The sequence below is a fragment of the Rhodoferax sp. GW821-FHT07F03 genome (genome assembly GCF_059418745.1).
Genome location: NZ_JBWKQM010000001.1, coordinates 197700 through 212724, shown reverse-complemented (window position 1 = coordinate 212724; position 15025 = coordinate 197700). Strand labels below are relative to the sequence as shown.

At 64.1% G+C, this 15025-nt stretch carries 14 protein-coding genes; 6 read left to right on the top strand and 8 right to left on the bottom strand.

All coding sequences use genetic code 11. The features are described from left to right. Positions 1-12 precede the first annotated feature (12 nt). The 4 genes from AC07R0_RS00910 to AC07R0_RS00895 form a co-directional block, all read right to left on the bottom strand. Positions 13-951 carry a patatin-like phospholipase family protein gene (locus AC07R0_RS00910; protein WP_495098218.1) on the bottom strand — a complete coding sequence of 313 codons (939 nt, stop codon included), beginning with the start codon at positions 949-951 and terminating at the stop codon, positions 13-15. An 81-nt stretch (positions 952-1032) separates the two neighbouring features. Continuing rightward, complete coding sequence (locus tag AC07R0_RS00905) at positions 1033-2535, bottom strand: tripartite tricarboxylate transporter permease (protein WP_495103421.1); 1503 nt, start codon at positions 2533-2535, stop codon at positions 1033-1035. Continuing rightward, on the bottom strand, positions 2535-3041 hold the full coding sequence (locus AC07R0_RS00900; RefSeq protein WP_495103420.1) for a tripartite tricarboxylate transporter TctB family protein: 507 nt from the start codon (positions 3039-3041) through the stop codon (positions 2535-2537). The genes AC07R0_RS00905 and AC07R0_RS00900 overlap by 1 nt, the downstream gene beginning before the upstream one ends. A gap of 4 nt (positions 3042-3045) precedes the next feature. Next, positions 3046-4005, bottom strand: a complete 960-nt coding sequence (locus AC07R0_RS00895; protein ID WP_495103419.1) for a tripartite tricarboxylate transporter substrate binding protein — start codon at positions 4003-4005, stop codon at positions 3046-3048. Positions 4006-4121: 116 nt separating this feature from the next. On the opposite strand from AC07R0_RS00895, the gene AC07R0_RS00890 reads away from it, so the two are divergent. From AC07R0_RS00890 to AC07R0_RS00880, 3 genes are read left to right on the top strand one after another with little or no spacing between them, the layout of a single operon-like run. Continuing rightward, positions 4122-4814: a response regulator gene (locus tag AC07R0_RS00890; protein ID WP_495077107.1), complete on the top strand. Its 693-nt coding sequence runs from the start codon at positions 4122-4124 to the stop codon at positions 4812-4814. Next, on the top strand, positions 4811-6211 hold the full coding sequence (locus AC07R0_RS00885) for a sensor histidine kinase (protein WP_495103418.1): 1401 nt from the start codon (positions 4811-4813) through the stop codon (positions 6209-6211). The genes AC07R0_RS00890 and AC07R0_RS00885 overlap by 4 nt, the downstream gene beginning before the upstream one ends. Before the next feature lie 10 nt (positions 6212-6221). After that, a complete protein-coding gene (locus tag AC07R0_RS00880; RefSeq protein ID WP_495098212.1) occupies positions 6222-6635 on the top strand; it encodes an RNA-binding S4 domain-containing protein in 414 nt (137 codons plus the stop codon). A gap of 13 nt (positions 6636-6648) precedes the next feature. Here the strand turns inward: AC07R0_RS00880 and AC07R0_RS00875 are convergent, their stop codons facing one another. Continuing rightward, complete coding sequence (locus AC07R0_RS00875) at positions 6649-7107, bottom strand: hypothetical protein (RefSeq protein ID WP_495103417.1); 459 nt, start codon at positions 7105-7107, stop codon at positions 6649-6651. A 175-nt stretch (positions 7108-7282) separates the two neighbouring features. Here AC07R0_RS00875 and mutS point away from each other — a divergent pair, with 175 nt between their 5' ends. The 3 genes from mutS (at position 7283) to AC07R0_RS00860 (ending at position 11670) form a co-directional block, all read left to right on the top strand. After that, on the top strand, positions 7283-9922 hold the full coding sequence (gene mutS / locus AC07R0_RS00870; protein ID WP_495103416.1) for a DNA mismatch repair protein MutS: 2640 nt from the start codon (positions 7283-7285) through the stop codon (positions 9920-9922). A gap of 30 nt (positions 9923-9952) precedes the next feature. Further along, positions 9953-10780, top strand: a complete 828-nt coding sequence (locus AC07R0_RS00865) for a proteasome-type protease (RefSeq protein ID WP_495077102.1) — start codon at positions 9953-9955, stop codon at positions 10778-10780. 83 nt (positions 10781-10863) lie between these two features. Then, the gene (locus AC07R0_RS00860; RefSeq protein WP_495103676.1) at positions 10864-11670 is read left to right on the top strand and encodes an alpha/beta fold hydrolase; all 807 of its coding nucleotides are present in this window, start codon (positions 10864-10866) and stop codon (positions 11668-11670) included. A 12-nt stretch (positions 11671-11682) separates the two neighbouring features. Here AC07R0_RS00860 and AC07R0_RS00855 read toward each other — a convergent pair whose 3' ends face one another. The 3 genes from AC07R0_RS00855 to AC07R0_RS00845 form a co-directional block, all read right to left on the bottom strand. Beyond that, the gene (locus tag AC07R0_RS00855) at positions 11683-12390 is read right to left on the bottom strand and encodes an HAD family hydrolase (RefSeq protein WP_495103415.1); all 708 of its coding nucleotides are present in this window, start codon (positions 12388-12390) and stop codon (positions 11683-11685) included. Then, a complete protein-coding gene (locus tag AC07R0_RS00850; RefSeq protein ID WP_495103414.1) occupies positions 12360-13184 on the bottom strand; it encodes an undecaprenyl-diphosphate phosphatase in 825 nt (274 codons plus the stop codon). Before AC07R0_RS00850 ends, AC07R0_RS00855 begins: the two co-directional genes overlap by 31 nt. Before the next feature lie 127 nt (positions 13185-13311). Beyond that, complete coding sequence (locus AC07R0_RS00845) at positions 13312-14889, bottom strand: trypsin-like serine peptidase (protein WP_495103413.1); 1578 nt, start codon at positions 14887-14889, stop codon at positions 13312-13314. Positions 14890-15025: the final 136 nt, after the last annotated feature.

Genomic DNA, 15025 nt, shown 5'->3' with positions numbered 1-15025 from the left:
TCCAGGCCTGCGTCAATGGCTCTTGGCCAGCATGGCCGCCTTGAGCTGCGGCAGAGCCTGGAGCATGGCCGCACGCCCGGCCTCGATGGCACGGCGGCGCGCGCCAAAATCGGCACTCTTCACGCCCAGCAAAGACGGGCGTACCACCACATCGGCTTCACGCAGCTCGTAGACATTGATGCTCTTGCCCATGATGGCAAAGGTTTGCAGCAATATCTGCATGGTGTCGTTGGCCAGGTTGCCTTCGGGGGCGCTGGAAATATCCACCGCCACCACCAGCTCAGCCCCCATCTGCCGCGCATAGCGCACCGGCACGGGTGACACCAGGCCGCCATCCACATATTCGTGCCCGGATATCTTGACCGGCTGGAATACCGCCGGCACCGCACTGGAAGCGCGCACGGCGGTGCCGGTATCGCCGCGCTGGAACAGTACTGCGTCGCCGCTGTTCAGGTCCGTCGCCACCACACCCAGGGGCATGGGCATGCTTTCAATCGGCCGGCTGCCCACCTGGGCGTTTACATATCGGGCCAGGGCGTCGCCGCGCAACATGCCGCGGCTAAAAATGGGCAAGGTCCAGTCGGTAAAGGCCGCTTCCTCCATGGTCTCGGCCACCTGCTGCAGCTGCGCACCGTTCTTGCCGCTGGCATATAGCGAAGCCACCAGGCTGCCGGCCGACGTACCCACCACCAGATCGGGGCGTATACCCGCCTCTTCCAGCACCTGGATCACCCCCACATGGGCAAAACCACGCGCTGCGCCGCCGCCCAGGGCCAGGCCTATGCGCGGCGGACGCTTCACGGCGGGCGGATTCGGTGCCGGCGGGGCCACCTCCACCGGTGCCGTCACGCAGCCCGCCAAACCCAGGGCAGCCCCCAGCAGCGTGCCCAATACCAAACCACGGCGCCCATTCGGCCCCCACTGCTGCGCTTGCGCGTCTTGTCTGCCCATCGTGTTCCTGCTTCTATCAAAAAAATAGCGGCTGGCGCACATGCTACGTGCGCCAGCCGCTATTTTGATGCCCAAACCAGGCTAGGCAGGTAAAGCTGCTTTTTTGGCGCTCACGGCCTTCACGATACGCGGCAGCAGCAGCACGGACAGCACCACCACCAGCAAGGTCACAGACATGGGCCGCTCCAGGAACACCGTCCACTTGCCCTCGCCTATCGACAACGCGTTGCGCATCTGAGCCTCGGCCAGCGGGCCCAGGATCATGCCCACCACCACGGGTGCGGTCGGGAAGTCAAAGCGCCGCATCACCACGCCCAGCAGGCCGATGCCGTACAGCAGCACCAGGTCGAACGCGCTCTGGCGCATGCCGTACACGCCCACCGTGGCGAAAATCAGGATGCCGGCATACAGCTGCGGCTTGGGAATCTTCAGCAGCTTGACCCACAGGCCCACCATGGGCAGATTCAGCACCAGCAACATCACATTGCCGATGTAGAGCGAGGCAATCAGCGCCCACACCAGTGAGGCGTTGGTGTCAAACAGCTGCGGACCCGGCTGTATGCCGTAGTTCTGAAAGGCGCCGAGCAAAATAGCCGCCGTGTTCGAGGTCGGAATGCCCAGCGTCAACAACGGAATCAGCGTAGCGGTGATGGCCGCGTTGTTCGCCGCCTCTGGCCCGGCCACGCCCTCGATGGCGCCGGTAGTGCCAAACTCCTCCTTGTGCTTGGAGATCTTTTTCTCCACTGCGTAGCTCAGAAAGGTAGGAATCTCGCTACCACCCGCCGGAATGGTGCCGAACGGAAAGCCGATGAAGGTGGCCCGCAGCCAGGCCGGCCAGGAGCGCTTCCACTCGGCCGCCGTCATATGCACCTTGCTCATGGGGTTGCGCGACTCGGCCACGCGCCCTTCGAACATCACGTTGTACAAAGCCTCGCTCACGGCGAACAGGCCCACGGCAATCAGCACCACCTCCAGCCCGTCCATCAGCTCGGGTACACCGCTGGTGTAGCGGGCCGCGCCGGTCAACTGGTCCAGCCCCACCAGACCCATGGCCAGGCCGATGAACAGCGAGGTCAACCCGCGCAGCGTGCTCTTGCCCAGCACCGCGCTCACAGTGGTGAAGGCCAGCAGCATCAGCAAGAAGTACTCGGGTGGACCCAGCCGCACCGCATAGGTCGCCACCAGGGGTGCAAACAGCGTCACCAGCACCGTGGCAATCGTGCCCGCCACGAACGAGCCTATGGCCGCCGTGGCCAGCGCCGCGCCAGCCCGGCCGCTCTTGGCCATCTTGTTGCCCTCCATGGCCGTGACCATGGAGCCCGTCTCACCCGGCGTATTCAGCAAGATGGAGGTGGTAGAGCCACCGTACATCGCGCCGTAGTAGATGCCGGCAAAAAAGATCATCGAAGCCGTGGCCTCGACCTTTACCGTGATCGGCAGCAACATGGCCACCGCCGTAGCGGGGCCAATGCCCGGCAGCACACCAATCGCCGTGCCCAGGGTGCAGCCCAGCAGAGCCCACAGCAGGTTGATGGGTGTGCCTGCAGTGATGAAACCCTGCAGCAAGTTGTTCCAGATATCCATTACAGCCACCCCGTCTGCGTCAGGCCAGGCAAGTTGATGGCCAATAGTTTGGTAAACATCCAGTACACCGGAGCGGATATCAAAAAGCCCACCAGCGCATCACGCAGGCTGGCCCGCAGCCCCCGGCCGCGTTGCCCCTCGGCCGAGGTAAAACCGCGCACCGCTAAGGCAAAGCACAGAGTGCAGCTCAAAATGAAGCCCAGGCTGGTGATCAGCGCCGCATTCGCCAAAATGCCGACCGACACCCAGGCAAACGCCACCCAATCGGCCCGCTCGGCACCCGAGGCCTCGTCCATGGCGCGGAAGCCGCCAGTGCTGGCCTCCCACAGCATCCAGGCGCCCAGCACGCACAGCACCAGCGCCACCACCCAGGGTAGAAAGTTGGGGCCCACGCCCGCATAGCCGGCCTCGGAGGTGATGCCCAGCGCACCCAGCGCCATGGCCGCACCCAGGCCCACCGTACCCAGACCAATCCAGGTCTGGGGAGATCGCACAGCCAACGCCATGGCCTTACACCATGCCCGACTTGACCATGGTCGCGCGCAAGCTGGCGAAGTCGTCGTCCACGAACTTCTCGAACTCGGCCCCGGTCAGCAGCGCGGGCGTCCAGTTGTTCTTTTCCACCGCCTCGGCCCAGGCCTTGGACTTGGTAGCCTTGACCAACACGTCAATCAACTGCTTGCGCTGCTCTGGCGTGATGCCGGCCGCGCCGTACACGCCGCGCCAGTTGCCGATCTCCACATTGATGCCCATCTCCTTCAGGGTCGGGATGTCCACGCCCTTCATGCGCGTGCCCGAGGTCACGGCCAGCGCCTTCATCTTGCCGGTCTTGATGTATTCAGAGAACTCGCTCAGGCCGCTGCCGCCCACCGTGACGTTGCCGCCCAGGATGGCAGCCGTGGCCTCGCCGCCGCCCCGGAAGGCCACGTAGTTGATCTTCGCCGGGTCCACGCCCACGTCGCGGGCAATCATGGCGGCCGCAATGTGCTCGGTAGAGCCGCGCGAGCCGCCGCCCCATTTGATGCTGCCGGGGTCCTTCTTCAGCTGCTCCACCACTTCCTTCATGTTCTTGTACGGCGAGTTGGCCGGCAGCACGAACACGTTGTACTCGGTGGTCAGCCGGGCAAGCGGAGTCGCCTGCGACAGGCTGACCGGTGGCTTGCCGGTGATGATGCCGCCCAGCATCACGGCACCCATCACCATCACGGCGTTCGGGTCACCCTTGTTGCCGTTGACGAACTGCGCCAGGCCCAAGGCGCCCGCAGCGCCGCCCTTGTTGTCAAAGCTCACGGTATCGGCCACCTGGGCATCCGTCATGGCCTTGCCCAGGGCACGGCCCGTGGTGTCCCAGCCGCCACCCGGGTTGGCGGGGATCATCATCTTGATGTTGGGAGCGGCGCGGGCCGACAGAGGCAGGGTTCCGGCTGCGGCCAGTGCCGCCAGGGACTTCAGAAAAACATCACGACGCATCGCGGTCTCCTTGTGGATTGTTGGAATTGGTCGATGATGCAAAGCCAGCCTGTCAGTTGGCTGTCGAAAAGCACTAGGGAAAATGCTAGGCCCCACGGGCGCTTACAGTCTCGCCTATGCGATTACTACTGGTGGAAGATGACCCGGCCATGCAAACCACGCTGCTGCGCGCGCTGGGCCGGCAAGGTATGCGGGTACAAGCCTGTGGCGACGGCCGCGCCGCGCTGGACCTGTGGCTGGCTGCGCCGCCCGACGTGGTGCTGCTGGACCTGTCCCTGCCCAGCATGGACGGCCTGCAGGTGCTGGCTGCCGCCCGCAAACAGGGTCTGCGCACGCCGGTGCTGATACTCACAGCGCGCGGCACCGTGGGCGACAAGATCCTGGGCCTGAACACCGGCGCCGACGACTACCTGCCCAAACCCTTCGACCTGGAAGAGCTCGAAGCCCGGCTGCGCGCCCTGGCCCGGCGCAGCAACGAATCCGCATTTGGTTTTGAAGAAAAATCGGCCTCCAGCGCAATCAATCTGGGCGCACTTCGCTATGAAAAAGAGAGCGGCGTACTTTACCACCTGGACCAGCCGCTGGAGCTTAGCCCGCGCGAGCTGGCCATGCTGCGCCCATTGATGGCCCAGCCCGGCCATGCGGTCAGCAAAGAGCGCCTGTTTGAACTGGTCTTCCCTGGTGCGCAAGAGGTGCAGTACGAAGCCATCGAAGTAGTGGCCTACCGCTTGCGTAAAAAGCTCAGCGCCACCGGTGTGCACCTGATGACACTGCGCGGCCTGGGCTATCTGCTCAAGGAAAGCGCTTGAAACCCAGCCGCTCCCTGCGCAGTACGCTGCTACTGGGCATTTTGCTGCCGGTGCTGCTGGTGGTGGGCATCAACACCTACAGCCTGTACGAGCAGGCGCTGGAAGCCGTCACCACCGCCTACGACCGCAGCCTGCTGGCGTCGGCCAAGTCGATCGGCGAAGAACTGGAAGTGGATGGCTACGACGACAAAGCCGTGCTGCGCGCCACCGTGCCCTATGCTGCGCTGGAGGCCTTCGAGGCCGACAACAAAAGCAAGATGTTCTACCGCGTCTCCAGCTTGGACGGCCAGCTGGTATCGGGCTACACCGTGCTGCCCTTCTGGCATGGCAGCATTCCCCAGCGTCCACCCTATGCCGCGCTGGTGAACTTCTACAACGACAGCGTGGGCGAGGAGCCCGTGCGCGTGGCCGTGCTGCTGCAGCCGGTGGCCACCCAGACAGGTCGCGCCATGGCCGTGATCCAGGTCGGCGAAACCCTGGAGCTGCGCCACACCCTGGCGCGCCAGATCCTGATCGACACCCTGTGGCGCCAGGCCGCGCTGATCCTGGTCATCGCCGTGCTGGTGGTCGCCGTGGTGCAGCACGCCACCGGCCCGGTACGCCAGCTCAGCCGCACACTGCAAGACCGCCCCGAGGGCGACCTGACCCGCCTGGCCGCCCCCGACGCACCGCGCGAGCTGCGCCCACTGCTGGACGCCACCAACCAGGTCATGGACCGCCTGCAGCACCTGCTGGACCACCAGAAACGCTTTGTGCGCGACGCCGCCCACCAGCTGCGCACACCATTGGCGGTGCTGAAAACCCAGGTCCAGTCTGCCCTGCGCAGCGACGTCGAGCCGCTGCAGGCCCTGCATGAAATCAACGCCACGGTGGACCGCGCCACCACCCTGGCGAACCAGATGCTGGCCCTGGCCAAGGTGGAGCAACTGCGCCAGCAGGACGACGCCCAGCCGCTGGACTGGGCCGAAGCCGTGCGTGCCGTGGCCCTGGACCTGTCACCGCTGCTGGCCGACAAAGACCTGGACTTCGCGCTGGACACCCAGCCCGCCCGGGTGCGCGCCCACGACTGGATGCTGCGCGAGCTGACGCGCAACCTGCTGCACAACGCCATCAAATACAGCCCCCATGGCGGTACGCTGGAAGTCCAGCTCAGCCTGGAGGGCCGCCACGCCCAGCTGCGCATTGCCGACAACGGCCCGGGCATCTCGCCCGAGTTGGCGCGCCGCCTGTACCAACCGTTCTCGGCCGGCGACGTGCACCATGGCTCCGGCATGGGTTTGTCGATCTGCCAGGAGATCGTCCACGCCCTGGGCGGTACCATCAGCCTGCAAAACCGCAGCCGGCAGGGCCAGCACGACGGGCTAGATGCCTGCGTACGCCTGCCCCTGACAACCTGACCCGAGGACGATGGAAAAACTACGTATCGACAAATGGCTATGGGCCGCCCGCTTCTACAAGACCCGCAGCCTGGCCACAGAAGAAGTCAACAAGGGCCGGGTGCAAGTCGCCGGCCAGGACGTCAAACCCGCGCGTGAAATCAAGGCCGGCGACCACATCACCCTGCGCCAGGGCCCCATGGTGCGCACCGTGGTGGTAGTCGGCATCAGCCAGGCGCGCGGCCCGGCCCCTGTCGCCCAAGCCTTGTACGCCGAAACACCAGAAAGCCTGCAAACCCGCACCGCCGCCGCCGAACAGCGCCGCCTGGCGCCGGAGCCGGCCCTCAGCCTGGACCATGGCCGCCCCACCAAGCGCCAACGCCGCGACCTGGACCAGGCAGGCCAGGCCTGGGGCGATCGGTGGAGTGCCTCGGTGGACGATTGAAAAAACTGAAAAACTAGGCGAACGCGGAGAACGCGCTGATCAAACCCTGGTTCTGGCCGTCGGCCACCACCTGGTAGGCCAGGGCGGGATTGCTTTTCAGAGCCGCCGTCCAGTTCGTGGCATTGGCATCGCTTTGGCTGGCCGCCACGCTGCCGTACTCGCCCGACGCAATCGCCAGATCGCTGCTGCTGACCGGCGTGCCCGTTTCGGTGGAGCCCAGCAAATCCGCCGCATTGGATTGCGCCGTATCGGCAACCGCGCTGGTGCCGGCCTGCAGATAGGAATTCAGCAGGCCCGCCGCGGTGTAGGTTGGGGTGGTGGCAGCGCCAGAGCCAAACGACGCAATGATGGACGCGTCACTGGACTGCTGTATGGCCTGATCCGTGAGCTGATTGAGCCCAGCCAGCCCGTTGCCCGCCGTGTAGGGGGCGACCAGACTGTTGCTGGAGCTGATTGTGGATATTGCGGCCATGACAAGCTAATTCTCGGCCTCGGGTCACCGGTTTTCAAGCAGGTTTACACAGCGATACCAGCCGCGGGCCCAGGAAGCCGTCAACGATAATGCACGGTCTGGGCCTCGCCGCCCACCCGCACGCGCATTCCATCGATTACCCGACTACCTGTTTCCCCCACATCACATCCAACACATGGGAACCAAAACCCAATCACAGCCAGCGGCCAGCCCCGTAGATCTCTCGGGCCATACGCCCATGATGCAGCAGTACCTGGCCATCAAAAACGAGCATCCTGAGACCCTGGTGTTCTACCGCATGGGCGATTTCTATGAGCTGTTCTTCGGCGATGCCGAGAAGGCCACGGCCCTGCTGGACATCACGCTGACCAAGCGCGGCCAGACCGCTGGCCAGCCCATCCCCATGTGCGGCGTGCCCTTCCACTCCATGGAAGGCTACCTGGCCAAGCTCATCAAGCTGGGCGAATCGGTGGCGATTTGCGAGCAGGTGGGCGAAGTCACAGGCAAGGGCCCGGTGGAACGCAAGGTGGTGCGAGTGGTCACCCCCGGCACACTGCTTGACCCCGAGCTGCTGGCCGACAAGACCGAATCCGTGCTGCTGGCCGTGCACCAAGGCCCGCGCAACAGCTGCGGCCTGGCATGGCTGAGCGTGACGCGGGCCGAAATCCACCTGGCCGAATGCCCCAGCGACGAGCTGGAGGCCTGGGTGACGCGCATCGCCCCCAGCGAACTGCTGCACAGCGCCGATGCCAGCGCCAGCTTCAGCCAGCGCATCCAGGCGCTGAAGCGCGCGTCGGCCACGGCCCTGTCCAGCACCGCGCGCCCGGCCTGGCAGTTTGACGCCGCCTTGGGCCAGCGCAAGCTGCTGGAGCAGTTGCACGCCGCCAGCCTGGAAGCCTGGCAGGCAGAAGACCTGCCCCAGGCCCATGCCGCCGCTGCTGCGCTGCTGACCTTTGCCGAGCACACCCAGGGCCGCGCCCTGTCCCACGTACAGACCATCCGCGTGCAGAAAAGCGATGCCAGCATCAGCCTGCCGCTGAGCACCCGGCGCAATCTGGAGCTGACGCAAACCCTGCGCGGCGAGGACAAACCCACACTGTTTTCCCTGCTGGATGCCTGCAGCACCAGCATGGGCAGCCGCGCCTTGAAGCGCTGGCTGCTGGAGCCCCAGCGCGACCGCAGCGAAGCCGCGCTGCGCCTGCAAGCGATTGGCGTGCTACGCGAAGCCGGCATGGGCCAGCGCCTGCGCGAACAGCTCAAGGGCAGCGGCGATGTGGAGCGCATCAGCGCCCGCATCGCGCTGCGCCAGGTGCGCCCACGCGAACTGGTGGCCCTGCAGTACACGCTACAAAAAACAGAGCTACTGCTGCAGGCAATACCTGCGCAAACGCCGTATTTGGCTCAAATCTCTGGCGCGCTGCAACCACCCGAAGGCTGCGCCGCCCTGCTGCAGCGCGCCATCCTGGACGAACCCGCCGCCCTGGTGCGCGATGGCGGTGTGATCAACCACGGCTTTGACGCCGAGCTGGACGAGCTGCGCGCCATCCAGACCAATTGCGATGCCTTTCTGCTGGACCTGGAAACCCGTGAAAAAGCCCGCACCGGCATTGCCAATCTGCGCGTGCAGTTCAACAAGGTGCACGGCTTCTACATCGAAGTCACCCAGGGCCAGGTGGACAAGGTGCCCGACGACTACCGGCGCCGCCAGACACTGAAGAACGCCGAACGCTTCATCACCCCCGAACTCAAGGCCTTCGAAGACAAGGCCCTGAGCGCCCAGGAACGCGCGCTGTCGCGCGAAAAATGGCTGTTTGAGCAGCTGCTGGACCAGCTGCAGGCCTTTGTGCCGCGCCTAGGCCAGCTGGCCTATGCCCTGGCCGCGCTGGACGTGCTTTGCACCCTGGCCGAGCGATCCCTGACACTGAACTGGTGTGCGCCGGTATTCGTCAAGGAACCCTGCATTGCCATCGAAGGTGGCCGCCATCCGGTGGTGGAGGCGCGCCTGGCCGAAAACTCCAGCGCCAGCTTCATCGCCAACGACACGGCCATGGGCCACCGCCAGCGCATGCAGATCATCACCGGGCCGAACATGGGCGGTAAATCGACCTATATGCGCCAGGTGGCCATCATCGTGCTGCTGGCCAGCATGGGCAGCTATGTGCCGGCCGACAGCTGCCGCCTTGGGCCGATAGACGCCATCCACACCCGTATCGGCGCGGCGGATGACCTGGCGAATGCGCAGTCCACCTTCATGGTGGAAATGACCGAGGCCGCGCAAATCCTGCACAGCGCCACCGCCCACAGCCTGGTGCTGATGGACGAGATCGGCCGCGGCACCTCCACCTTTGATGGCCTGGCCCTGGCCAGCGGCATTGCGGCGCACCTACATGACAAGACCCAGGCCTTCTGCCTGTTTGCCACGCACTACTTCGAGCTCACCGAATTCCCAGCCTCGCACCATGGCGCGGTGAACATGCATGTGAGTGCGGCCGAATCGGGCCGCGACATTGTCTTCCTGCACGAGCTGCAGCCCGGCCCGGCCAGCCGCAGCTACGGTATCCAGGTGGCGCGCCTGGCCGGCATGCCGGCCGCCGTGCTAAACCACGCCCGCCACACCCTGGCCGCGCTGGAGGACCACGCCCAAGGCAGCCAGGCACAGGTAGACCTGTTCGCCGCCCCGCCCGAACCGGTGCAATTGGGGCCTGGCCCCGTAGAATCAGCGCTGGCGGCCATCCAGCCCGACACGCTGTCCCCCCGCGACGCCCTGGAGGCCCTGTACAGCCTCAAGAAACTAGCCCAACGCGAGCAGGGCTGACCTGCTGCTCCACCACGAATCTATTGCGCCATGACCTACTGCGTCGCCATCAAACTCAATGCCGGACTGGTTTTCCTGTCCGACTCCCGCACCAATGCCGGCCTGGACCAGATCAGCACCTTCCGCAAGATGATCGTCTATGAAAAGCCGGACGACCGCTTCATGGTGCTGCTGTCGGCCGGCAACCTGAGCATCTCGCAGTCCATCCGCGAGATCCTGCAGGTCGAGCAGCTGAAGGAACACGAAGACAGCGAACCCATCACCATCTGGAACGCCAAGAGCATGTTCGACGCGGCCCGCGTGCTGGGCGCCGCCGTGCGCCATGTGTACGAGCGCGACGCCGCATCGCTGCGGCAGGCCGGGGTGGAGTTCAATGCCTCCATGATCTTCGGCGGCCAGATCAAAGGCGAAGGCATGCGCCTGTTCCAGGTCTATTCGGCCGGTAACTTCATCGAAGCCACGCACGAAACACAGTACTTCCAGATCGGCGAATCCAAGTACGGCAAACCGGTGCTGGACCGGGTCATTTCCCCCGACACCCCACTGGACGAGGCCGCCAAATGCGCGCTGGTGTCCATGGACTCCACGCTCAAGTCCAACCTGTCCGTCGGCCTGCCACTGGACCTGGTGGTCTACGAAGCCAACAAGTTCCAGACCGACAAAGTGGTCTGCATGGACGAAAACAACCCCTACTTCCGCATGCTGCACAGCAGCTGGGGTAAAAAGCTGCGCGAAGTGTTCGACAGCATCGAAGACCCGATGTGGAACGGCGAGGCCACCAACGTGCCGCTGATGGTGGAATCCGGCCGCGGCAAGCCGCTGCGCAAAATCACCACGCCCAACGAACGGCTGATCTAGAGCCGCAGGCAACGCCCCATGCGGTGGCGTATGCTGAACTTACGTGACTGCCCTCTGCCGTCCAATTGCACACAATGGCAGTCATGCAATCCATCATCTTCGCGCACGCCAATAGCTTCCCGGCATCCACCTACCGTGTCCTGTTCGACAACCTGCGCACCCGCGGCTACGCGGTGCAAGCGCTGGAAAAAGTCGGCCATGACCCGCGCTACCCGGTCAGCAACAACTGGCCGCAGCTGGTGCAGCAGTTGGCCGACTTTGCTGCCAAGGTGGTGGCCCAGCAGGGCGAGCCGGCGTTTCTGGTGGGGCATTCGCTGGGCGGATTTTTGAGCCTGATGACCGCCGCGCGGCACCCGGAGCTGGCCCGCGGCGTACTGCTGTTGGACTCGCCCCTGGTGGGTGGCTGGCGCGCCACCACGCTGGGCGCCTTCAAGCGAACCAAGATGGTCGAAACCGTATCGCCCGGCAAAGTCAGCAAAGGGCGCCGCCAGCACTGGCCCAGCCAGCAGGCAGCGCTGGAGCATTTTCAAAGCAAGAAAGCCTTCGCCCGCTGGGACCCGCAGGTGCTGCAAGACTATGTGACGCATGGCATGCAAGACCTGGACGGCAAGCGCGTGCTGGGCTTTGACCGCGCGGTAGAAACCGCCATCTACAACACCCTGCCCGACAACCTGGAAAGTCTGCTGCGCCACCACCCGCTGAAATGCCCTGCGGCCTTCATAGGCGGTACGCAGTCGGCCGAGATACGCCAGGTCGGCATGGCGCTGACCAACAAGGTCACCCATGGCCGCACCATGATGCTGGACGGCAGCCACCTCTTTCCCATGGAAAAACCGCTGGCCACCGCAGCCGCTATTGAAGCAGCGCTGCGCAACATGGGCGGTGACTGAACCTGGCTTAACTCAGTGCTGAGTAAAGAAGGGCTGCAGCGCAGCCAGTCCATCGATAAAGACAACCCGCTCGGCCATCTCCGCAGGCATGCCTTCACGCGGGTGTAAGCAAAATACCTGCATGTCGGCGGCCAGCCCGGCCTGTACACCGGGCAGGCTATCTTCCACCACCGCACAATGGCGGGGTTGTGCGCCCAGGGCCTGGGCCGCATGCAGAAACAACCCGGGGTCGGGCTTGAAAGAGCCCACTTCGTAAGCACAAAAAATGCGCTCGCCCAACAAGGGCAACAGCCCCGTCAGGCCCAGCGTCAGTTCCACCTTGGCGCGCGGGCCGTTGGTGGCCACACAGAATGGCAATTGCAGACTTTGCAGCAGCGCCAGGGCCCCTGGCAAGGCTTCCAGGCCCTGGCGGAAGCGAAGCTCCATCTGACGGCGCACCTGCAGCGTGAAATCGGCCTGAAATGCCAGTGACGAGGCCGGCGATGTGGACGGCAACTGCGACGCAATCCAGGCCACGCAATCTGCCATGCGCGCTCCACGGAACTGCTGGAAGGCCTGCGCACGCGTCAGGTCCACGCCGTGGGCGCGGGCCATCTCGAACATCACCTCCATGCCCGGCTCCTCGCTGTCCACGAGGGTACCGTCGGCATCAAAAATGACGGCATCTATGCGCATGGCCACCATCTGGTTTACGCCGCCCAGTTCACCGTGCCGGTCCACCAAGTGGCCAACACCACCAGACCGAAGGCGATGCGGTACCAGGCAAACACTTCAAAGCTGTGGTTGGCGATATAGCGCAGCAGCCAACGTATGCACAGCCAGGCCGCCAGAAAGCTGACGATGAAACCCACCGCGAACAGCGGGAAGTCAGCCATGGACAAGGAGGCCCGCTCCTTCCACAGGCTGTAGCCACCGGCAGAGATCAGGGTCGGAATGGCCAGGAAGAAGCTGAAGTCGGTGGCAGTCTTGCGCGACAGGCCCAAGAGCATGCCGCCGATGATGGTGGAGCCCGAGCGGCTGGTGCCGGGGATCATGCCCAGGCATTGCACAAAGCCCACCTTGACAGCATCCCAGGCGGTCATGTCGTCGATGTCTTGCACACGGGCCTTGGGCTTAGCGTAGCGCTCCACCCACAGAATGATCAGACCGCCGACGATGAAGGCCGCCGCCACCACCGGGGCATTGAACAGATAGTCCTTGATCTTCTTGTAGACGAAGAAGCCGATCAAGCCGGCAGGCAAAAAGCCCAGCGCCACGTTGAACACGAAACTGCGTGCCTTGGGACTGGTGGAAAACTCGCTCACCGAACCTGAGATACGCCTCCAGTAAACGATGATGACGGCCAGAATGGCGCCGGTCTGGATGGCGATATCGAACACCTTGGACTTGTCATCCGTCATGCCCAACAAGGTGCCGGTCAGGATCAGGTGGCCGGTACTGGAGATGGGCAGGAACTCGGTCAGCCCCTCCACAATGCCCATGATGGTCGCTTTGATCAGCAAAATAATGTCCACGCACGCTCCCTAAAAACTGTTGTGCAGCGATTATCACAGCGCGACAAGACACTACAAACGGGACTCGGGCGCGTTGCTTTTCTTTACACCCTGTGCGCAGGGCGGGCCCGAACCTGCCCCGCAGCGATCAACTGCCGCAGGTGCTGCTCGCGCTGGTGCCGGTGCTACCCAACCACTGGCTCAGCGCCGCACTGTAGGCCTGGTCGAAGCGGCCGTAGATATTGCTGCCACTTTGGTTGGTACAGCTGGAATCACCACCAAAAAGTTGCCCCACCAGATAGTGGCCACCACTGGACGAGGTCTGGAACAGCGGCGAGCCGCTGCTGCCCTCTTCCGTAGCGCCGCTGGTGAACACCGCATTCAGGAAATTGCCGCTGGTCACGCTGGACAAGGAACAAGTCCGGCTCTGCGACGTGGAGCTTATTTGGCTGCACAACTGGAACGAAGCTACGGTACCGGTGCTGACCTTCTCCAGATCACCCTCGGGGAAATGCAGGCCAGCCACGGTGGCACCTATGGTGGCCGGGTCCACCAACCAGCCCGCATACATGGCCCCCGTAGGCGGCGTGTCGAGCAGACGCATGAACGAGGTATCGGTTCCGCTGTTGGCATACAGCAAGGTGGCGCCGCCGATGCGGGTCGTGGAAGACGAGCTCAGCGCAGTACTGTTGCAGCTGGCAGAGCGATAGAACCAGTAGGTCTGCAGGCTGCTGGCCTCGGTCTGGGTGGAGATGCAGTGGTTGGCCGACAGAAAGTACGGCGTGCCACTGGAGCTTGTATCGTTCAGCAGCGTACCCGAGCACTGGTACAGCGTGCCGCCGGAAGCAAACACCATGCGGGCCACGGCATTGCTCTCCTTGCTGCTATAGCTGCTGTTGCAGTTCACATCCACCTCGCAACTGCCTGAACTACCGATGGCACGGGCGGTGACCGTGCTGGAATCCAGCGGCGACACCACCAGATGCGACAGGCGAGGCACGGCAATCTGCACCGTACTGGTGGCGACCTGGGCGGGTAGCTCTATCTCCAGCGTGACCTCCTGGCCTTGCACCAGCGGAGTCCAGTAGGTACGCGCGTTGTCGCTGCTGTCGCCACTGTCCAGATTGCGCTGCACGGCATCCAGCACGGTCTGGCCAGAGACCACATAGGCCGTGCTTGCATCCTGCGCATAGACGCGCACCGTAGCGTCGGCAGGCAGGCTTTTCACCAGCATACCCAGGCGCAGACCCTTGGCGTCTTCGGAGCTGAAACTGATGGCTGCGCGCTGGCCGCCGCTGACCGTGCTCTGCCAGCCCAGCACCGCGGCCGTGCTGTCCACGCTGGCGGTCAACACCACGTCGCGTGCCAGGCCGATACGGCGCGGCACGCCGATGCTGCTGCTCTGTGACACCTCGGCCAGGCGGGCCTGGCTCAGCGTACCCAGGCTGATCGACCAGGCGTTGATGGCCGTGCCGCTGCGCGCCTGGATGGGCGAAACATCGGAGCCCTGGCTCAGCATGGGCTCGACCTGCACCGCGGTATCCAGCGACGCCGATTTGGCTACGCTACTCACGCCATCCAGCGCGGACGAGGAACAGGTCGTCGTAGTCGTTGTCGTCGTGGTGGTCGTCGTGGTCGTGGAGGAAGAACCTCCACCACTACCGCCGCCGCAGCCCGCCAGCACAAGCACTGCCGCCCAGGCTCCCAGTTTCAAAACATCTGCCATTCACCATCTCCGTAAAGCAATTGCGCCAATCATACGTACTGCAGACACGTGTTCACGGCCTAGCCCAGCCACAGACACCCACTCTTTACACAATCTTAAATATTCAGAGAAAAGTCACTCTAACGCTTATAAATAC